General features: G+C 72.8%; 16 protein-coding genes. 9 read left to right on the forward strand and 7 right to left on the reverse strand.

Annotated features, from left to right (window positions below):
- Nucleotides 1-23: 23 nt before the first annotated feature.
- Both ACIBUY_RS06220 and ACIBUY_RS06225 read left to right on the forward strand, forming a co-directional pair.
- Nucleotides 24-1283: an FAD-binding protein gene (locus ACIBUY_RS06220; protein ID WP_399151923.1), complete on the forward strand. Its 1260-nt coding sequence runs from the start codon at nucleotides 24-26 to the stop codon at nucleotides 1281-1283.
- A 159-nt stretch (nucleotides 1284-1442) separates the two neighbouring features.
- A complete protein-coding gene (locus ACIBUY_RS06225) occupies nucleotides 1443-4271 on the forward strand; it encodes a glycoside hydrolase family 2 TIM barrel-domain containing protein (RefSeq protein WP_399151924.1) in 2829 nt (942 codons plus the stop codon).
- Here ACIBUY_RS06225 and ACIBUY_RS06230 read toward each other — a convergent pair.
- Nucleotides 4249-4980 (reverse strand): VWA domain-containing protein, encoded by a 732-nt coding sequence (locus tag ACIBUY_RS06230; protein ID WP_399151925.1) that lies wholly within the window; start codon nucleotides 4978-4980, stop codon nucleotides 4249-4251. The two genes, ACIBUY_RS06225 and ACIBUY_RS06230, sit on opposite strands and share 23 nt — an antisense overlap.
- Before the next feature lie 84 nt (nucleotides 4981-5064).
- Here ACIBUY_RS06230 and ACIBUY_RS06235 point away from each other — a divergent pair, with 84 nt between their 5' ends.
- Nucleotides 5065-6060, forward strand: coding sequence for a phosphotransferase family protein (locus ACIBUY_RS06235; protein ID WP_399151926.1), 996 nt, complete (start codon nucleotides 5065-5067; stop codon nucleotides 6058-6060).
- A gap of 111 nt (nucleotides 6061-6171) precedes the next feature.
- Here ACIBUY_RS06235 and ACIBUY_RS06240 read toward each other — a convergent pair whose 3' ends face one another.
- Nucleotides 6172-6735, reverse strand: a complete 564-nt coding sequence (locus ACIBUY_RS06240; RefSeq protein WP_399151927.1) for a CGNR zinc finger domain-containing protein — start codon at nucleotides 6733-6735, stop codon at nucleotides 6172-6174.
- A gap of 93 nt (nucleotides 6736-6828) precedes the next feature.
- Between ACIBUY_RS06240 and ACIBUY_RS06245 the strand changes: the two genes are divergently transcribed.
- Nucleotides 6829-7737: an alpha/beta fold hydrolase gene (locus ACIBUY_RS06245; protein WP_399151928.1), complete on the forward strand. Its 909-nt coding sequence runs from the start codon at nucleotides 6829-6831 to the stop codon at nucleotides 7735-7737.
- Here ACIBUY_RS06245 and ACIBUY_RS06250 read toward each other — a convergent pair.
- Together ACIBUY_RS06250 and ACIBUY_RS06255 are read right to left on the reverse strand one after the other, a co-directional pair.
- A complete protein-coding gene (locus ACIBUY_RS06250) occupies nucleotides 7707-8804 on the reverse strand; it encodes a DUF4037 domain-containing protein (RefSeq protein WP_399151929.1) in 1098 nt (365 codons plus the stop codon). The genes ACIBUY_RS06245 and ACIBUY_RS06250 overlap by 31 nt on opposite strands.
- Nucleotides 8805-8810: 6 nt before the next feature.
- On the reverse strand, nucleotides 8811-10250 hold the full coding sequence (locus tag ACIBUY_RS06255) for an MFS transporter (RefSeq protein WP_399151930.1): 1440 nt from the start codon (nucleotides 10248-10250) through the stop codon (nucleotides 8811-8813).
- Between the two features lie 116 nt (nucleotides 10251-10366).
- Here ACIBUY_RS06255 and ACIBUY_RS06260 point away from each other — a divergent pair, with 116 nt between their 5' ends.
- The 3 genes from ACIBUY_RS06260 (at nucleotide 10367) to ACIBUY_RS06270 (ending at nucleotide 13207) form a co-directional block, all read left to right on the forward strand.
- Nucleotides 10367-10933, forward strand: a complete 567-nt coding sequence (locus ACIBUY_RS06260) for a TetR/AcrR family transcriptional regulator (RefSeq protein ID WP_365567006.1) — start codon at nucleotides 10367-10369, stop codon at nucleotides 10931-10933.
- A gap of 91 nt (nucleotides 10934-11024) precedes the next feature.
- Entirely contained in the window at nucleotides 11025-13070 is a 2046-nt protein-coding gene (locus ACIBUY_RS06265) for an NAD(+) synthase (RefSeq protein ID WP_365566886.1), read from the forward strand.
- Nucleotides 13052-13207 (forward strand): hypothetical protein, encoded by a 156-nt coding sequence (locus ACIBUY_RS06270; RefSeq protein WP_399151931.1) that lies wholly within the window; start codon nucleotides 13052-13054, stop codon nucleotides 13205-13207. The genes ACIBUY_RS06265 and ACIBUY_RS06270 overlap by 19 nt, the downstream gene beginning before the upstream one ends.
- Here the strand turns inward: ACIBUY_RS06270 and ACIBUY_RS06275 are convergent, their stop codons facing one another.
- Nucleotides 13208-14179, reverse strand: a complete 972-nt coding sequence (locus tag ACIBUY_RS06275) for a GlxA family transcriptional regulator (RefSeq protein ID WP_399151932.1) — start codon at nucleotides 14177-14179, stop codon at nucleotides 13208-13210. It abuts the gene before it with no gap.
- Nucleotides 14180-14249: 70 nt separating this feature from the next.
- Between ACIBUY_RS06275 and ACIBUY_RS06280 the strand changes: the two genes are divergently transcribed.
- Complete coding sequence (locus ACIBUY_RS06280) at nucleotides 14250-15200, forward strand: NADP-dependent oxidoreductase (RefSeq protein WP_365566889.1); 951 nt, start codon at nucleotides 14250-14252, stop codon at nucleotides 15198-15200.
- Nucleotides 15201-15250: 50 nt separating this feature from the next.
- Here the strand turns inward: ACIBUY_RS06280 and ACIBUY_RS06285 are convergent, their stop codons facing one another.
- Together ACIBUY_RS06285 and ACIBUY_RS06290 are read right to left on the reverse strand one after the other, a co-directional pair.
- Nucleotides 15251-15859, reverse strand: a complete 609-nt coding sequence (locus ACIBUY_RS06285) for a TetR/AcrR family transcriptional regulator (RefSeq protein ID WP_399151933.1) — start codon at nucleotides 15857-15859, stop codon at nucleotides 15251-15253.
- A gap of 156 nt (nucleotides 15860-16015) precedes the next feature.
- Complete coding sequence (locus ACIBUY_RS06290; protein ID WP_399151934.1) at nucleotides 16016-17224, reverse strand: Cmx/CmrA family chloramphenicol efflux MFS transporter; 1209 nt, start codon at nucleotides 17222-17224, stop codon at nucleotides 16016-16018.
- Between the two features lie 235 nt (nucleotides 17225-17459).
- Between ACIBUY_RS06290 and ACIBUY_RS06295 the strand changes: the two genes are divergently transcribed.
- Nucleotides 17460-18773: a hypothetical protein gene (locus tag ACIBUY_RS06295; RefSeq protein WP_399151935.1), complete on the forward strand. Its 1314-nt coding sequence runs from the start codon at nucleotides 17460-17462 to the stop codon at nucleotides 18771-18773.
- Nucleotides 18774-18811: the final 38 nt, after the last annotated feature.

The following is an 18811-nucleotide window of genomic DNA, read 5'->3' on the forward strand; positions in this document are numbered from 1 at the left end:
CACCCGCAGAGAGGCAGCCCGCCGTGACCGAAGTCCACCCCGCAGCTCCCACCAACTGGGCCCGCAACATCACCTTCTCCGCCGCCGCGGTCCAACGCCCTTCGTCCGTGGGTGAGTTGCGGGACATCGTCGCCAGGAGCGCACACGTACGCGTCCTGGGCAGCGGCCACTCCTTCAACCGGATCGCCGACGTGGACGCGGACCGGGCCGGTGCCCTCGTCTCGATCGCCGGGCTGCCGGGCGACATCGAGATAGATGCGCGGGCGGGCACCGTCCGGGTGGGCGGTGGCGTCCGGTACGCCGAGCTGGCCGCTGCCCTGCACGCGCACGGCCTGGCGCTGCCCAACATGGCGTCGCTGCCGCACATCTCGGTCGCCGGGTCGGTCGCCACCGGCACGCACGGGTCGGGCAACGGCAACCGCTCCCTGGCCGAGGCGGTCCGCGCGGTGGAGATCCTCACCGGGGACGGCGGGACGGTCACGCTGGCGCGCGGCGACGTGGGGTTCGAGGGCGCCGTCGTCTCGCTCGGCGCGCTCGGCGTCGTGCTGTCCCTCACTCTGGACACCGAGCCGGACTTCGAGGTCGCCCAGTCCGTCTTCGGTGAACTCCCTTTCCAGGAACTGGACTTCGAGGCCGCGTCCTCGGCGGCGTACAGCGTGAGTCTGTTCACGACGTGGCGCGCGGCTCACTTCGACCAGGTCTGGGTGAAGCAGCGCCATCCGCTGCCCGTCGCGTTCCCGTGGGCCGAGCCGGTCGCCGAGGCCCGCCACCCGGTGCCCGGCATGTCGCCCGTCCACTGCACGGAGCAGTTCGGTGTGCCGGGTCCGTGGCACGAGCGACTGCCGCACTTCCGGGCGGGGTTCACGCCGAGCAACGGCGACGAGCTGCAGTCGGAGTACCTGCTGCCGCGCGAGCACGCGGCCGCGGCGCTCGCCGCGCTGGACGCGGTCCGGGAGCGGATCGCGCCCGTGCTGCAGGTGTGCGAGGTGCGGACCGTCGCCGCCGACGCGCAGTGGATGAGTCCGGCGTACGGGCGGGACACCGTCGCCTTCCACTTCACGTGGATCGCGGACACGGCGCGCGTGCTGCCCATCGTCTCGCTGGTGGAGGACCGGCTGCGCGACCTTGACCCGCGGCCGCACTGGGGGAAGGTGTTCACGGCCTCGCCGGGGCGGGTGGCCGGCCGCTATCCGCACGCCGCCGAGTTCGCGAAGCTCGTCGAACGCCTGGACCCCGAGGGCAGGTTCAGCAACGCGTTCGTCCGGGCGCTGCTGGCCGGATAGACGCCTCGCGGCGAGGACTTTCGTGTTCCGGCTTGGACGCGTCACCAGGACTTTCGCGTCGATTGTTGGACTTTCGCCGGTCCTTCCGTCGACCTGTCGCAGATGCGGCGCAGCATGGAGGCAGCCCGCCCCTGCCGTGCTCTCGCCGCTAGGAGACCCATGTCCTTCGCATACGTAGATGACGTCCTGCCGGGTCACGGAAGCCTGCCGCCACGCGCCTGGTACGCCGCCTCGTCCGCCGGCTCCCTTTCCCTGAACGGGCAGTGGCGCTTCCGGCTGGCGCCCGCCGTGGACACGTACGACGAGTCCTTCGCCGCCGAGGGGTACGAGGCCGACGGCTGGTCCGAGGTGACCGTCCCCGGGCACTGGGTGCTGCAGGGCGACGGGGCCTTCGGCTCGCCCGCCTACACGAACCACCTCTATCCCTTCCCCGTCGATCCGCCGCACGTGCCGACCGAGAACCCGACCGGTGACCATCTGCGCACCTTCGACCTGCCGGACGAGTGGCCCGCGGACGGTGCGGCGACGCTGCGTTTCGACGGGGTGGAGTCGTGTGCGCGGGTGTGGCTGAACGGCACGGACATCGGGGAGTTCAAGGGCAGCCGCCTGCCGCACGAGTTCGCCGTCGGTCATCTGCTCAGGCCCGCCGGGAACGTGCTCGCGGTCCGCGTCCACCAGTGGTCGTCCGGCTCGTACCTGGAGGACCAGGACCAGTGGTGGCTGCCGGGCATCTTCCGCGACGTGACGCTGCTGCACCGGCCCGCCGACTGCGCGCTCGACTTCTTCGTGCACGCCGCGTACGACCACACGACGGGCACGGGCACACTGCGCGTGGACAGTGACGTCGACGGCCGGATCGCCGTGCCCGAGCTGGGAGTCGACGCGGCGACCGGGGACGCGGTGACGGTGCCCGTCGAGCCGTGGACGGCGGAGACGCCGCGCCTGTACGCGGGGACGCTGGACACCGGCGGCGAGCGGGTGCCGCTGCGGATCGGGTTCCGTACGGTGGTCCTCGACCCGGCGGACGGTCTGATCAAGGTCAACGGCACGCCGGTGCTCTTCAAGGGCGTCAACCGGCACGAGTGGCATCCGGAGCACGGCCGCGCCCTCGACCTCGAAACGATGCGCCGCGACGTGGAGTTGATGAAGGAGCACCACATCAACGCGGTCCGCACCTCGCACTATCCGCCGCACCCCGCCTTCCTCGACCTGTGCGACGAGTACGGGCTCTGGGTGATCGACGAGTGCGACCTGGAGACGCACGGCTTCATCGAACAGGGCTGGCGCGACAATCCCGCGGACGACGACCGCTGGACCCCGGCGCTCCTCGACCGGGCCGCGCGCATGGTCGAGCGCGACAAGAACCATCCGTCCGTCGTGCTGTGGTCGCTCGGCAACGAGGCGGGCACGGGCCGCGGCCTGACCGCAATGGCCGAGTGGATCCGCGGCCGCGACCCGGAGCGCCTCATCCACTACGAGGGCGACCTCAACTGCCGTGACACGGACGTCTATTCACGGATGTACGCGGACCACGCCGAGGTCGAGCGGGTCGGCCGGGGCCTGGACGGCGGCCCGGCCTCGCGGCGCGCGCTCCCCTTCATCCTGTGCGAGTACGCGCACGCGATGGGCAACGGTCCGGGCGGACTCGCCGACTACCAGCGGCTGTTCGAGACGTACGACCGGCTGCAGGGCGCGTTCGTCTGGGAGTGGATCGACCACGGCGTGAAGGACGAGGGGCGGTACGGATACGCGTACGGCGGCGACTTCGGCGAGGAGCTGCACGACGGCAACTTCGTCTGCGACGGTCTGCTCTTCCCCGACCGCACGCCGTCGCCCGGCCTGGTCGAGTTCGGGAAGGTGATCGAGCCGGTCCGCATCACGGTCGACGCAGCGGCGGGCACGGTGCGCGTGACCAACCGGTACGACTTCCGGGACCTGTCGCACCTCTCCTTCACGTGGTCGTACGAGGTCGAGGGCGAGGCCGTGGAGGCGGGCACGCTGTCCGTGCCGCGGCTGGGTCCGGGCGAGGCCGCCGAGGTGAAGCTGCCGCCGTCGCCGGACGGCGGGCAGTGGACGGTGCGCGCACGGGACGCGGACGGTCAGGAGGTGGCGTGGGGCCAGTCGGCCGCGCCTTCGCTTCCCGTGCAGCCGGAGCGATTCGAGGAGCGCCCGGTCCGCGCGGGGCGGCTGGTCACGCTCGGCCCGGCCGCGTTCGACGCCAGGACCGGGGCGCTGCGCACGGTCGGCGGTGTGGAGGTCGTCGCCCCGCGCCTGGACGTGTGGCGTGCACCGACCGACAACGACGAAGGGGGGAGCTGGCAGGGCCGCGAGCGCCTCGGCCTGCAGTGGCGCGAGTTCGGACTGCACCGCATGCAACACCGCCTGGACGGCGTCGAGTTGGGCGACGACGCACTCACGGTACGCACTCGGGTGGCCCCGGCGGGCCGCGACATCGGCCTGCGCACGGTCTACCGCTGGACCGCCGACGCCGAGCGGCTGCGGCTCACCGTCTCGGTCGCGCCCGAGGGCGACTGGCGGATTCCGCTGCCGCGCCTGGGCGTGCGCCTCGGACTGCCCGGCGGCGCGGACGCCGTGCGCTGGTTCGGCGGCGGTCCCGGCGAGGCGTACCCCGACACGAGGTCGGCCGCGCGGCTCGGCGTCTGGCGGTCGGACGTGGACGCGCTGCAGACGCCGTACGTGCGACCGCAGGAGAACGGGGCGCGGGCCGACGTCCGCTGGGCGGAACTCGGCGGTCTGCGCATCGACGGCGACCCGGAGTTCTGGTTCACGGCGCGCCGCTGGACGACCGAGCACCTCGACGCCGCCGCGCACCGCACGGATCTCGTCCCCGGCGACACGGTGTGGGTCAACCTGGACCACGCCCAGCAGGGCATCGGCTCCCAGTCGTGCGGCCCGGGCGTGCTGCCGCAGTACCGGCTGACACCCTCGCCCGCCCAATTCGCCTTCACCTTCCGGGTGTTGGCGTGACGGCCGGGTTCGGGCCGACGATCCCCGCGGCGGACGCCGCGCGCAGCCAGTCGGGAAATTCGCCCATCAGGCGGTCGTACAGCACACCGTCCGGGATCAGCTTCGGGTCCTTGCCCGCGGGGAAGAAGTTGGCGTTGTCGACGATCCGCCTGTCGGGGACGGCGAGGTCGTCGAGCCTGCGCAGGAAGTCGAACCGGTCGGCGCCGTAGCCGATGAACTGCCAGAACAGGGGAAGCCTCGCGGCCTTGCACAGGGTCTGTTCGGCGGCGCGGCGGGAGTCGGGCGAGCCGTCGGTCTGGAAGACGACGAAGGCGGGCGCCTCGGCTCCGCTGTCGAGGTAGTGGTCGATGACGGCGTCCATCGCGCCGGCGTAGTTGGTGGTGCCCATGTGCCCGTACGCCCGGTGGAGTTCGGCGACGCGGCCTGCGTAGTCGTCGAGGCCGATGTCGACCGCCTCGTGAGCCTCGGTGTCGAAGAAGACGGTGGGGACGACGCCGTCGTCGTCGAGGTTCGCGGACAGGCCGAGGACCTGCTCGGCGAGGTGCTGCATGCTGCCGTCCTTGTAGTAGCGGCGCATGCTCCCGGACCGGTCCAACACCAGGTAGACCGCGGCCCGTTGCCCTGCGAGTCCTTGCTTCTCCAGGGACACGGCCGCAGTCTTGGCGAGGCTGACGAGCCTGGTGGGAACCTTCTCGTAGTTGATCGGCACGGGACGTACTCCTTGCGTGGCGGTGGAGTGGTTGACGATCGGAGCGGCGCAATGGTTGCTCCACGAGCGGATGCGAGGAGCAGCATGGGCACTGCACGGGAGCGGCTCGTCGCGGCTCTTGCCGCGGCGGGCGTCGCGTGGGGCGAGGTGATCGCGCACGAGGAGCTGGACGGCGGCACCTTCAACACCGTGTTCCGTGTGCGCAGTTCGGCGGACCAGCGCCTCGTGGTCAAGCTGGCGCCGGAGGCGGACGTGCCCGTGCTGCGGTACGAGGAGGGGATCCTCGGGACCGAGGCGTGGTTCTACGAGGTGGTGCGGGACGGGGCGCCCGAGGTGCCCACCCCCGTCGCCCTGGCACCGCCCACGGCCGACAGCCTCGTCATGTCGGAGTGCGCGGGCAGACCGTGGTCCGAGCGCGCGAATGAGTTGCGTGAGGCTGAACGCCGCGGCATGCGCGGCGAGTTGGGGCATCACGTCGCCGCCCTGCACGCACTGAAGGGCGATGGCTTCGGGTATCCGGCCCGGCCCCTGCGGGACACCTGGCGGGAGGCCTTCCTCGGGATGGTCGACGCCGTCCTGCTGGACGCCGGACGGTTCGGCGTCCCGCTCCCCCGGCCCGCCGACGAGATCCGCGAACTCTTCGGCGGGCACGGGGCGTTGCTGGACCAGGTGACCGTGCCGAGGCTCGTCCACTTCGACCTCTGGGACGGGAACATCCTGGTCGAGGACGGACACGTCAGTGCGCTGATCGACGCCGAACGGGCCTTCTGGGGCGACCCGTTGGCAGACTTCGTGTCGCTCGCGCTGTTCGGGGACATCGAGCGGGACGAGGTGTTCCTGGCCGGGTACCGGGAGTCGGGCGGCCCGGCGGTCATCGATGCGGCCGGGCGGCAGCGGATCGCGCTCTACCAGGCGTACCTGTACCTGATCATGTGGGTCGAGGCGGTGCCGCGCCGGTACGACGCGGCGCGGGCCGACTGGCTCCGGCGGCGGGTGCTGGAGCCGTTGGGGACGATGCTGGACGGGTGGGCCGCAGCACCACGCCACCGCGCCCGCGCCGACCGCCCACCCCGGTGGTGAGCCTGCGTCCGGCCGAGGAAGAGCGAGCGGTGGGGGCGGACGATCACTCTCGTCGCGGCCTGCTTCGGGGTGGGGCTGCCGGCCGTCTGGCGGCTGTCAAGTGACCGGCGCTCAGTCCGACTTGTGCCGCTGGTAGTAGCGCGCCACTCGCGCCCGGTTCCCGCACCGGGTGGCCGAGCACCAGCGGCGGCGCGGGTGTGCGGGCAGGAACAGCAGGACGCAGTCGCCCGCCTCGCACTCCTTGATCTTCGCCGCGGACGGGCTCGTGAGGAGGTCGGTGGCGGCCTCCGCGAAGACGGCGGCGAGCACCGTGCCGGGTGAGCCGGTGCGCCGCGGCGTCGCGGTCACCGCGCGGCCGTCCCAGGCGAGTTCGCGGATCGCGGGCGCCTCGCGCTGGGCGGCGCCGAGGCCGCGCAGCGCCCGGTTCGGCGGCGCCGCGCCGTCCAGGAGGGCGCGGATCGCCGCGTCGATGTCCGCCCGCACCGCATGGAGCGCCGCCAGGTCCGCCGGGCGGGGCGCGAGGCCGCGCGCCTCGATGGGCAGCCGGTCGGCCTGCAAGGTCAGCCAGTCCGTCAACTGGCGTGCCGTGCCGATCAGTTCACCGCCCGCGGGGCGGGTGTTGATCAGATCGAGGGCCAGTGGCTCGCCGGTCAGCAGTGTGCGCTCATCCACCATGTCGCTAACTCTACATCAGGCACTTGATGCATTAGCAGTGCGTCGTGTACACCTAAGGCCCTAACGCATCTTCGGTTCATGGAGGCATGTGACATGTCGGTCCAGACGCGCTCGCTCCTCGCACTGCCCGCCCGAACTGCCCACCGTCGCGTCCGCGTTGACGGCGTCGACGTCTTCTACCGCGAGTCCCTGCCCGACCGCGCCGACGCTCCCGTCCTCCTGCTGCTGCACGGATTCCCGTCCGCCTCCCACCAGTTCAGGCGGCTCATCGACACCCTGGGGCGGCACTACCGCCTGATCGCGCCCGACTACCCGGGCTTCGGCCACACCCGCGCGCCCGAGGACTTCACGTACACCTTCGACCGGCTCGCGGACGTCGTGGACGGGTTCACCGACGCCCTCGGACTCACTCAATACGCCCTGTACGTCTTCGACTTCGGGGCTCCCATCGGCTTCCGGCACGCGCTGCGTCACCCGGATCGGATCACGGGCCTGGTCGTGCAGAACGGCAACGCCTACGAGGAGGGACTGTCCGAGGCGGCCCGCGACTTCACCGCGCTCACCCCGGACACGCCCGGCGCCGAGGAGGCGGTTCTCGGCCTGCTCACGCTCGACGGGACCCGCTCGCAGTACGAGACCGGGACCGCCGACCCCGAGCTGCTCGCTCCCGAGGGCTGGCTCCTGGACCAGCACTTCCTCGAGCTGCCCGGCCGCAAGCGGGCCCAACTCGCCCTCGCCTACGACTACAAGAGCAACGTGGCGGCGTACCCAACCTGGCAGGCGTGGCTGCGCGAGCACCGGCCGCCGACGCTGATCACGTGGGGCACCGGCGACCCGTTCTTCCCCGAGCCGGGCGCCCGCGCGTATCTGCGCGACGTCCCCGACGCCGCGCTCCACCTCTTCCCCACCGGCCACTTCGCCCTGGAGGACCACCTGCCGGAGATCGCCCCGTTGATCGCGGACTTCCTCGATCAGCTGCCCGGCGCGGAGCGCGTCAAGTAGTCCGTACTGTCCGCCCATTGGTCGACCGCCCCGGTCAGCGGACGGTCGCGCAGGGCCGGGTCCGTGAGCGTACGGGCGAGTGCCTGCGCGAAGCGTTCCGCGTGCAGGACCTGGAACGGGCGGCCGTGGTACGGGCGTCGGGCCGGGTCCACCGGCTCCGCGAGACCGCTGTCGTTCTGCAGCCGCGCCACCGTCTCGTACGCGTCGCACAGATGACGCTCCCGGTCCGCGTAGTGCGTCGCGGCGAGCGCGCCGCGCAGGGACGGGGTGAGCCGCTCGGCGATCGGGAGGCGCGCGAAGACGCTGCCGAGCCATTTGCTGTACGGGGCATAGGTACGGGACAGCAGCAGGCACAGGCGCATCAGGTCCCGCACCAGCCGTGCCGCGACCACCGCGGAGCCGAGGTCGTCGCCGACCTCGGCGCAGCGCCCGACGAACGCCTCCTCCTGCGAGAGGCGCTGCCACTGGCAGGCCAGCAGGTACCGCCAGACCTCGTCCGGGTACCAGGCGAGGCGGGCGCGGGCCGCGGTGAGCGTGCCCGCGTCGTCGCGGAAGACCGCGCCCGCCGTCACCTCGACGAGCCGCTGCTGCGGGAGTGCCAGCCACTGCGCCGGGCTCAACTCGGCGTTCTCGTCGCCCACTTGACGCTTCAGCCAGGCCCCGGCTCCGTCCACCGAGACGCGGTGGTCGACCGGTCCCTGCGTCCGCGTCATGTGTCCCGACACCGGGTCGAGCGGGTTGCCGGTGTCGCGGCGGAAGTGGGTGGACCAGCCGCGTACGTGCTTCGGCAGGCGCCGCGCCAGCACGTCGTGGATCTCGTCCGCGAGGGCGTCGACAGCGGCGTCCGCGTCCGCATCGGCCAGGAAGAGGTTCAGGCGCGGGCCCCACTCGTGGTCCGCCGAGCGCGGCGTGTCGAGGCCGAGCACCTCCGAGCCCGAACCGACGCGTGCGGCTGCGTAGTCGAGGCCCGGAAAGGCGTCCGCGAGCACCGGGCGGACCCCCTCTTCGTACAGGATCCGGGAGAGTTCGAGGCCGGGGAGGAAGGCGGGGGTCCGCTCGGTGCTCATGGCCGATCACTCTGGCCGAACCGCCTCGGCGAGGCCAGTCGATTTCGCCTCTGCGGGGCGTCCCTGCGGGGCGGGTGCCGGTGCCGGACCCGACGTGACCAGCCAAAGGCCGGTGAACACGGCCCCCGCCAGGGTGACGATGCCCGCCACGACGAAGGCGCTGTCGAGGCCCGCCTCGAAGGAGGCGCCGCCGGACTGCCGGGACCGGACCACGGCCCCGAGCAGCGCCACGCCGAGCACCGCGCCGATCTGCCGGGTGGTGCTGCTGACCCCGGAGGCGAGGCCGCCCTCCTGCGGGCTGACCGCCAGGACGGCGGCGCCGGTCAGCGGGGACAGGGTCAGGGCGAAGCCGACGCCGACCGCCGTGAGGCGCCACCACACGTTCGCGTAGCCGGTGTCGGCGTGCACCACGCCGAGGGTGAGCAGCCCGAGCCCGGCCAGCGCGAGGCCGCCGGCGACGACGGCCCGGAAGCCGTACCGGGCGGCGAGCCGGCCCGCGAACGGGCTGACGACCACCATCGCGAGCGACATCGGCAGGGTCCGCAGTCCGGCTTGCAGCAGCGAGGTGCCCTGGACGTACACGAAGAACTGGGAGAAGAAGAACGACGACCCCATGAGCGCGAAGCCCACCGCGACCATCGCGGTGTTGGAGACGGTGAACAGCCGCTGCCGGAACAGCCGCAGCGGCAGCATCGGGGCGGGGCTGCGGCTCTCGACGACGACGAACGCGGCAAGGAGCGCGGCCGAGACGGCGAAGCCGCCCAGGATCACGGGCGAGGTCCAGCCGCGCGCGCCGCCCTCGATCAGCGCGTACGTCAAGGTCCCCACCGCCAGGACGGACAGCACCGTCCCCGGGATGTCGAGGGCGGATGCCTCCGGGTTGCGGGACTCGGTCAGGACCCGGCGGCCCATCAGCAGCAGCACCAGGCCGACGGGCACGTTGACCAGGAAGATCGCGGGCCAGCCGAAGGTGTCCGCCAGGATCCCGCCCGCCACGGGCCCGGCGGCCATGCCGATGCCGCTGAACCCGGCCCACAGCCCGATCGCCTTGACCCGTTCCTGCGGTACGGGATACGCGGCCACCAGCAGCGCGAGCGAGGCGGGGCTCAGCGCGGCGGCCCCGATCCCCTGCAGCACGCGGCCCGCCACCAGCCAGCCGACCGAGGGCGCGACGCTGCACACCACGGAGGCGGCGGTGAACACCGCGACGCCGGTCAGGTACACGCGCTTGCGGCCGAAGCGGTCGGCGAAGACGCCGCCGGACAGCAGCAGCATGGCGACCAGCAGCACGTACGCGTCAACGATCCACTGCAGACCGGTCAGTTGGGTGTGCAGCCGGTGCTGCATGTCGGGCAGCGCGGCGCCCACGATCGTGTTGTCGAGCAACACCATGAACTGCCCCAGGCAGGTCACCGCGAGCAAGGTCGCCCGGTTCGGCGTGTCCAATGAAGCCCCCTCTTCGGCTAAACGCAGCGATTGACTGCGTTAGCGGGAACCATAGACGGCCCCACCCCGTAAACGCAACTACTAACTGCGTTAAGGTGGAGGGCATGGCGGAGAGCATGAACGAGGAACAGCGAACCCGGCGCCCCGGCGGACGCAGCGCGCGCATCGGAGCGGCAGTGCACCAGGCCGTCACCGAACTGGTCGGCGAGCGCGGCTACGGCGGCTTCACCGTGGGCGAGCTCGCGGCCCGCGCGGGCGTGGCCGACACCACCGTCTACCGGCGCTGGGGCAGCCTGGAGGCGCTGCTCGCCGAGGTGACGCTCACCCGCCTCAACACGCGGTCACCGATGCCCGACACCGGAAGCCTCACCGGCGACCTGCACACCTACGCGGCCAACGTGGCCCGGGAGATCACCGGCCCCGACGGTCTGGCCCTGCTCCGCCTGACCGTCGCCCTGTCCGGCAACGGCCCGCAGGGTCTGCAGGCGCGCGACGACCTCCTGGCGGAACGCCGGCGCCAGTTCGACTCCATGCTCGACCGCTCCCGCGCCCGCGGTGAACAACCGCCCGACGCCCAGGAGTTCTTCGACCACGTCATGGCCCCGATGTACATCCGCGTCCTGTTCGGCGTGGGCGAGCTCACCCCGGAGTACGTGGACGGGCTGGTCGACCGGCTGCTGTGACCCCGGCCGCCTTCCGGGTTCCGGGCAGGTCGCGTGACGGCCGCCCGGGTCCCGGCGCGCACCGGTCAGGCGCGGTTGACATGATGGAGCGGTGAACTTCCGGTCGATCTATGCCCAAGGGTTCGCGCGGGTCGCCGCGTGCACCGGCCACGCCGCCATCGCGGACCCGTCCGCCAACGCCGAGGCGATCCTGCGCCAGGCCCGCCAGTGCGCCGAGGAGGGCGTCGCGGTCGCGCTCTTCCCCGAGCTCGGCCTGTGCGGTTACTCCATCGAGGACCTCGTCCTGCAGGACGCCCTGCTCGACGACGTCGAGAGCGCCCTGGCGACCGTCGTCGCCGGCTCCGCCGAGCTGCTGCCCGTGCTCGTCGTCGGCGCCCCGCTGCGCCATCGCAACCGGATCTACAACTGCGCGGTCGTCGTGCACCGCGGCCGGATCCTCGGCGTCGCCCCGAAGTCGTACCCGCCGAACTACCGCGAGTTCTACGAGCCCCGGCAGCTCGCCGCGGGTGACGACGAGCGCGGCGGCACGATCCGCGTCGGCGGCACGGACGTCCCGTTCGGCGTGGACCTGCTGTTCGCCGCCGATGACGTACCCGGGCTCGTACTGCACGCCGAGGTGTGCGAGGACATGTGGGTGCCGGTGCCGCCGAGCGCCGAGGCCGCGCTCGCCGGGGCGACGGTGCTGCTCAACCTGTCGGGCAGCCCGATCACCGTCGGCCGCGCCGAGGACCGCAAGCTGCTGTGCCGCTCGGCGTCCCAGCGCTATCTGGGCGCGTACGTCTACGCGGCGGCCGGGCTCGGGGAGTCGACCACCGATCTGTCCTGGGACGGACAGACCATGATCTACGAGAACGGGGTACTGCTCGCCGAGACCGACCGCTTCCCGCTCGGCGAGCAGTCCGCGGTCGCCGACGTCGACCTGGACCTGCTGCGCCAGGAGCGCCAGCGGATGGGCACGTTCGACCAGAACCGCCGCACGCACGCCGCGCGCACCGGCGACTTCCGCACCGTCTCCTTCGAGCTGGCCCCGCCGACCGGCACGGACCTGGGCCTTCGCCGCCGCGTCGAGCGCTTCCCCTTCGTGCCCGCGGACGCCGAGCGCCTCGCCCAGGACTGCTACGAGGCGTACAACATCCAGGTCTCGGGCCTCGTGCAGCGGCTCGGCGCAATCGGCGGCCCGAAGGTTGTCATCGGCGTGTCCGGCGGTCTCGACTCGACGCACGCGCTGATCGTCGCCGCACGGGCCATGGACCGGGCGGGCCGGCCGCGCAGCGACATCCTGGCGTTCACCATGCCGGGGTTCGCGACCGGCGAGCACACCAAGTCCAACGCGCACGCGCTGATGAAGTCCCTCGGGGTCACCGCCGCCGAGCTGGACATCACCGACACGGCGCGGCTGATGCTGAAGGAGATGGACCACCCGTTCGCGAACGGTGAGCCGGCGTACGACGTCACCTTCGAGAACGTGCAGGCCGGTCTGCGCACCGACTACCTGTTCCGGCTCGCCAACCAGCGCGGCGGCATCGTCCTCGGCACCGGCGACCTGTCCGAGCTGGCGCTCGGCTGGTGCACGTACGGCGTCGGCGACCAGATGAGCCACTACAACGTGAACAGCGGCGTCCCGAAGACGTTCATCCAGCACCTCATCCGGTGGGTGGTCAGCAGCGGGCAGTTCGGGGACGAGGCCGGGAAGATCCTCACCGCGATCCTCGACACCGAGATCAGCCCCGAGCTGGTGCCGGGCGAGGAACTGCAGTCGACCGAGTCGAAGATCGGCCCGTACGCGCTGCACGACTTCACGCTCTTCTACGTGCTGCGCTACGGCCTGCGCCCCTCGAAGATCGCCTTCCTGGCGTGGCACGCGTGGCGGGAGAAGGACGCGGGTGCCTGGCCGCCCGGTTTCCCGGAGGCCGACCGGAACGCGTACGGCCTGGCGGAGATCCACAAGTGGCTGGAGTACTTCTGCCGCCGCTTCTTCGCCTTCGCCCAGTTCAAGCGCTCGGCGATGCCGAACGGCCCGAAGGTGTCGGCCGGCGGATCGCTCTCCCCGCGCGGCGACTGGCGCGCACCGTCCGACGGCAACGCGCGGGCGTGGCTGAAGGATCTGGAGCGGTGGGAGTGGCCGGACGGCGTGTAGACGTCCGCGGCAACTACGACCGGGCCGCGGCGGACGGCCTCGTGGCGGACAACGCGAAGGGCGATGCCCGGTACGCGCTCGCGAAGCAACTCCTCGCCGACGGCGTGCCGTTGAACGGGATCAACATCCAAGCGTGATCAACGCGTGACCTGGAACGTCTGCCGGTAGGCCCGGGGCGAGACGCCGATCGCGGCGTGCAGGTGCTGGCGCAGCGACGTGCCCGTGGCGAAGCCGACCTCCGCCGCGATGCGGTCGACCGGCAGATCGGTGGCCTCCAGGAGGTGACGGGCCCGGTGCACCCGCTGCTGGATCAGCCAGCGGCCGGGGCTCGTGCCCGTCTCCTCCTGGAAGCGGCGGGCGAACGTGCGCGGGCTCATCCGGGCGTGCGCCGCCAGCTCCCGCAGGGCGAGCGGCTGGTCGAGGCGCTCCAGGGCCCAGGTGCGGGTGGCGGCCGTGCCGGTGTCGCCCTCGTCGGGCACGGGCTGCTCGATGAACTGGGCCTGCCCGCCGTCGCGCCAGGGCGGCACGACGCAGTGCCGGGCGACCCGGTTGGCGACCGCGCTGCCGTGGTCGGAGCGCACCACGTGCAGGCACACGTCGATGCCGGACGCGGCGCCCGCCGAGGTCAGCACGTCGCCGTCGTCGATGAACAGCACGTCGGGGTCCAGGGGGACGCGGGGGAACCGGCGTCGGAAGAGGTCCGCGACCGCCCAGTGCGTCGTGGCGGGCCGCCCGTCGAGCAGTCCGGCCGCGGCGAGGGCGAACGCGCCGGAGCAGATGGAGACGATGCGGGTGCCGGGCCTGATCCGGGCGAGGGCGGCGCGCACCGGCGGCGCCAGTTCCTCGGCGATGAGCCGCAGGTCGTACGGCGGGACGATCACCGTGTCGGCGCTGTCCAGCGCCTCGGGCCCGTGCCCCAGGGTGATCGTGAAGTCGGCGTCGGTCCGCACCGTGCGGTCGTCCGTCGCCGCGCAGGTCACCACTTCGTAGCCCCCGGGGACCAGGGGGAAGACCCGGTTCGGGATGCCCAGCTCGAAGGGGTAGACGCCGTCGAGCGCGAGCACGACCACCCGGTGGGGGCGGTCGGCGAGGAAGTCCATCGAGGCCATGGCACGATTCTATCGCTCCTTGACCATCTTGCCATTGCCCAGGTCAGGACCCTGACGGCAGGCTTGATCCATGACCAAGCACACGATGACCACGCTCACGCAGGACACCCTCGGCGGCCCCGAGGTCCTCCACGCGGCGGAGGCGGCCCGCCCGGAGCCGGGCGTCGGCCAGATCCTCGTCGCCGTCCACGCGGCGGGGGTGAACCCCACGGACTGGAAGCACCGCCAGGCCGGCATCTTCCTGGGCGAGCCCCCGTTCACGCTCGGCTGGGACGTCTCCGGCACCGTCGAGGCGGTCGGCCTGGGCGTCTCGCTCCTCGCGCCCGGCGACGAGGTGTTCGGCATGCTGCCCTACCCGTACGGCGCGGGCTCGCACGCCGAGTACGTGACGGGCCCGGCCCGCGCCTTCGTCCGCAAGCCCGCGGAGCTCACCCACGTCGAGGCGGGCGCCCTGCCGCTGGCGGCCCTCACCGCCTGGCAGGCGCTGGTCGACAACGCTCAAGTGCAGCCCGGGCAGCGGGTGTTGGTGCATGCGGCGGCGGGCGGCGTCGGCCACCTCGCGGTACAGATCGCCAAGGCGCGCGGCGCGTACGTCATCGGCACGGCCAGCGCCCCCAAGCACGACTTCGTCCGCGGTCTGGGCGCGGACGAGGTGATCGACTACCGCACCACCGACTTCGCGGCCGAACTCAAGGACGTCGACGTGGTGCTGGACTCCCTGGGCCTCGAGAACAGCCTGCGCTCCCTCGGGGTGCTCAGGCCGGGCGGCATCCTGGTGTCGATCCTCCCCGACGGCGTGTCCGACCTCACCGCGCGGGCCTCGGAGTTGGGGGTGCGCGCCAGGTTCATGCTGGTGGAGCACGACCAGGCGGGCATGACGGCCATCGCCAACCTCGCGGCTTCAGGAAAGCTGCGCGCACACGTCTCGGCCACGTACCCGCTCGCCGACGCCGCGAAGGCGCACGCGGAGGGCGAGACGGGCCGGGTCACGGGCAAGCTGGTCCTCACGGTCCGCCCGTAGGCGGCCGATGGCTGCGCGCCCCCTGACGGCAGCGGCGAAACCGCACGCCTTCAGGGGGCCGGGGCCGCACCCTGCGACCGCAGCCCCACAAGGGCCCCCCGCACAGCGCCGCGCAACGCCGCACGCCCCTGGACCCGCCCCAGCACCCGCAGCCCGTAATAGGAGCTCTGCACCTGCCGCGCGAGCGTCCGCGCGTCGCTGTCCGTGCGGATCTCCCCGGCCTCCTGCCCCTCGGCGACCACGGCCCGGATCGCGTCCTCGACCAGGTCGAAGGTGCGCCGCACGACCTTCTTGACGTCGCCGTCGAGGGCCGCACTCTCGACCGCGGCGTTCACGGCGAAGCAGCCGTGCGGGTCCTCCTCCCGCGCGCCCAGATCGGTGTCGACGGCGTCCAGCATCAGGGCGCGCAGCCGCTGCTCGGCGGTGCCGGGCGCGGCCAGGATCTCCAGCTGCCGGGCGGTGGCGGTGGCGTGGTAGCGCTCGAGGGCGCGCAGGTACAACTGCCGTTTGCCGCCGAAGGTGTTGTAGAGGCTGGAGGGGCCGAGCCCCGTGCTGTCGCACAGGTCACGGGTGGACGTCGCCTCGTACCCCTGCCGCCAGAAGGTGTCCATGGCCGCGCCGATGACGCGGTCCTCGTCGAACTGCCGTGGCCTGGCCATGCTGCCACCCTATGGGTTTTGGAACATCGCTACAAAACCCCGGGGCGGCGCCTCCGGCGCAACCTCGGACGGCCCGCGTCTCCGCCAGGGCTCCGACAGCTCCCTGCGGCGGGCGCTCGGCTCGGGCGCCTGGGACGAGGCGTTCGGCCACCTGCGCTACAGGCCGACGTACGACGGATCGCTCGTCCTGCTGCGTTCCACACCCTGACGGGCCGCCCGTTCGAGGCGTGCCGCCCACGCCACCGCCGCACACCCGGCGGCGGCCAGGCCCGCGCCCACCCAGGCCACGGACGGGTAGCCGAGGCCCGCGTCGATGGCGAGACCGCCGAGCAGCGGGGCGAGGGTGTTGCCGACGTTGAAGGCGGCGGTGCTGCCCGCGCCGACGAGGGTGGGCGCGTCCGGCGCGAGCGTGAACACCCGGGACTGGAGCGCCGGGTTGGTGACGTACCCGGCGACGCCGAGGAGCAGGACGAGGCCAATGACCGCGGCGGTGCTGCGGGCCGCCGTCGCGAGCAGTGCGGACACGACGGCGAGCGCGGCCAGCCCCCAGGCGAGGGTGGCGAGCGGCCGGGCGTGTGCGGTGCGGCCGCCGACGGCGAGGCCGAGCAGTCCCCCGGCGCCGAACAGGGCGAGCAGCGCGGGCACCCAGGCCTCGGGCACTCCTGTCACCTCGGTGAGCAGCGGGGCGAGATAGCTGAAGGTGACGATGACCGCGCCGAAGGCCAGGGCGGTGACGGCGTACGAGAGCCAGAGCCGGGGGCGGGCCATGCCGCGCAGTTCGGCGCGGACGGCGTCGGGTCCGTGCGCGGCGCCCGCGTGCCGCCCGGCGGGGACGGCGAGCACCGTGCACACGAGGCTGACCAGCGTCGCCCCCGCGACGGCCCAGAACGCGGCACGCCAACTGGCGTGCTGGCTCAGGACGGTGCCGGCGGGCACCCCGACGATGGTGGCGAGGGTGAGCCCGCTCGCGACCACGGCGACGGCGCGGCTCTTGGCCTGCGGGGGGACGGCCGCGACGGCACTCGCCACGGCCACGGCCCAGAACCCGGCGTAGGCGAGGGCGCCGAGCACCCGGGTCGCGAACAGGAGGCCGTAGCCGGGCGCGAGGGCACCGACGACATGGGCGGCGACGAAGACGGCCTGGAGCGCGACGAGCGTGGTGCGGCGGGGCAGGCGCAGGGTGGCGACGGCGAGCAGCGGCGCGCCGACGACCATGCCGAGTGCGAAGGCCGACACCAGCAGGCCCGCGTCGGGGATCGAGACCCCGAGGTCGGCGGCCATGCCGGGGAGCAGCCCGGAGAGCATGAACTCCGAGGTGCCCTGCGTGAAGATGCCGAGGCCAAGGACGTACACGGCGAGCGGCACGATTCCCTCCCGTTCGGTTGCGGTGGCGGGTCGGTTGCGGTGGCGGGCGCGCCAGGTTTTGGAGCGAGTGCTTCAAAAGACGGCCGGGTCGGGACGTTAGCACGTTTTGGAGCGACTGCTTCATAATCGGCTCCGCCCTCGGCGTACCTCCTGCCACCTCCGCGAACGCGCCGTAGACTGAAGGCACTTGAGTCGCGCGTGACCCACGTGGAGCTCTGGAGGGAGGGAGCCCACCGTGTCGCAGCAGCAGCGCCTGGTGGGCTGGCTGGGCGGATTCGGCTCGCTGGCCGCCGCGTACACCGTGTTCCAGTCGCTGTACGGGTTGCTGCCGAGCGGCCTCGGCGGCGATGCCGCGCGGTACTCGGTGGCCGTGACCGCCGGGCTCGGCGCGGGCGTCGCGGTGTGGCTCGCCGCCGCCCTGGTGCGCTCGCGCCAGGCCGAACAGGCGGCGCGGACCCGTCAGTCGGGCCCGCGACCGACGGACCCCGGGCGGCTGACGGAGCTGACGTCGGCCACGTACGCCGCACTCACCGCCCAGCTGTGCACCCTGGACGATCCGGCCACCGGCGCACGCCTGACCGGCTGGACCCACTCGCTCGGCGAGCCCGGCTGGAGACGGCCCACCGCGACGGGCACCGCGTACGGCCTGCATCTCACGCTGGACCTGGGCGCCGCCGACGGGCGGCTCAGCAGCGGAGAGCTGGTGCGCACGCTGTGGGCGCTGCGACTGCCGGACGGCGGCTGGTCGGCGCGCTCGCAGGGCACGCAGGCCAGACCCGAGGTGACCGCCCTGGTACTCGGCGCGCTGGCCCGCGCGGGCGCGGACCCGGACCGCGTCGCGGCCGAGGCCGATCGGTGCGCGGCCGCCTTCACCCGCGAACTCGACCGTACGGGCCACGAGTTGACCCATGTCGTGACGACCGTGCTGCGCGGAATGCTGCGGGCGGCGCCCCACGAGCGGGACCGGCTGCGCACCCTGCGCGACGTCCTGGTCGCCGGGGTCGTGCCGGATCCCGCACGCGCCGAACTCCCCCGCTGGGGCTACCGGTTGGCCGCACCGCAGGGCCCGTCGTCCGCCCTGCACACCGCGCAGGCCGTGGTGGCCCTCGACCGCACGGCCCGGGTGCTCGGCGAGGAGAGCGACGCGGCGCGCGCGGCCCGCGAGGGCGGGGTGCGCTGGCTGCTCGCCTGCCCGGAGGCACCCCACGACCGATGCCTCGACCTGGAGAACCTGCGCGAGGAGGTGCGCCGCCCGCGCACGGACGAACCGGACCGCGAGGAAGTCCTGAACGTTCGCCATTTCACGGCGAGTTGGCTGGTGCGGGCGCTGCTGACGCCGGGCGCGCAGGAGGTCGTTCGGGTGCGGGGTGCGCGGGCCGTCTGGGAGGAGCAGCTGACCGGTGCGGCGGCCGCGGTGTGGCGCGGTCAGACGGACGGGATCTGGACCTGGGTGCGCGACGACATCGGTGAGCTGCGGCGGCCGATGTGGATGACCTATCAAGGTCTTTCCGCGCTGCGCGCGCATGCCCTATGGATGTATCAGCCATAGGAAGCGTGGGGGCCGGGCGGTTCGGGGAGGACGTGGGC

Source organism: Streptomyces sp. NPDC050085, from assembly GCF_044460595.1.
Classification (GTDB): Bacteria; Actinomycetota; Actinomycetes; order Streptomycetales; family Streptomycetaceae; genus Streptomyces.

Coding starts and splice junctions, on each gene's coding strand:
- ACIBUY_RS06240 (WP_399151927.1), bottom strand. CDS start 6,735: ATGGTGGATGAGCGCACACTGCTGACCGGCGAGCCACTGGCCCTCGAT.
- ACIBUY_RS06225 (WP_399151924.1), top strand. CDS start 1,443: ATGTCCTTCGCATACGTAGATGACGTCCTGCCGGGTCACGGAAGCCTG.
- ACIBUY_RS06245 (WP_399151928.1), top strand. CDS start 6,829: ATGTCGGTCCAGACGCGCTCGCTCCTCGCACTGCCCGCCCGAACTGCC.
- ACIBUY_RS06235 (WP_399151926.1), top strand. CDS start 5,065: ATGGGCACTGCACGGGAGCGGCTCGTCGCGGCTCTTGCCGCGGCGGGC.
- ACIBUY_RS06285 (WP_399151933.1), bottom strand. CDS start 15,859: ATGGCCAGGCCACGGCAGTTCGACGAGGACCGCGTCATCGGCGCGGCC.
- ACIBUY_RS06260 (WP_365567006.1), top strand. CDS start 10,367: ATGAACGAGGAACAGCGAACCCGGCGCCCCGGCGGACGCAGCGCGCGC.
- ACIBUY_RS06275 (WP_399151932.1), bottom strand. CDS start 14,179: ATGGCCTCGATGGACTTCCTCGCCGACCGCCCCCACCGGGTGGTCGTG.
- ACIBUY_RS06280 (WP_365566889.1), top strand. CDS start 14,250: ATGACCAAGCACACGATGACCACGCTCACGCAGGACACCCTCGGCGGC.
- ACIBUY_RS06250 (WP_399151929.1), bottom strand. CDS start 8,804: ATGAGCACCGAGCGGACCCCCGCCTTCCTCCCCGGCCTCGAACTCTCC.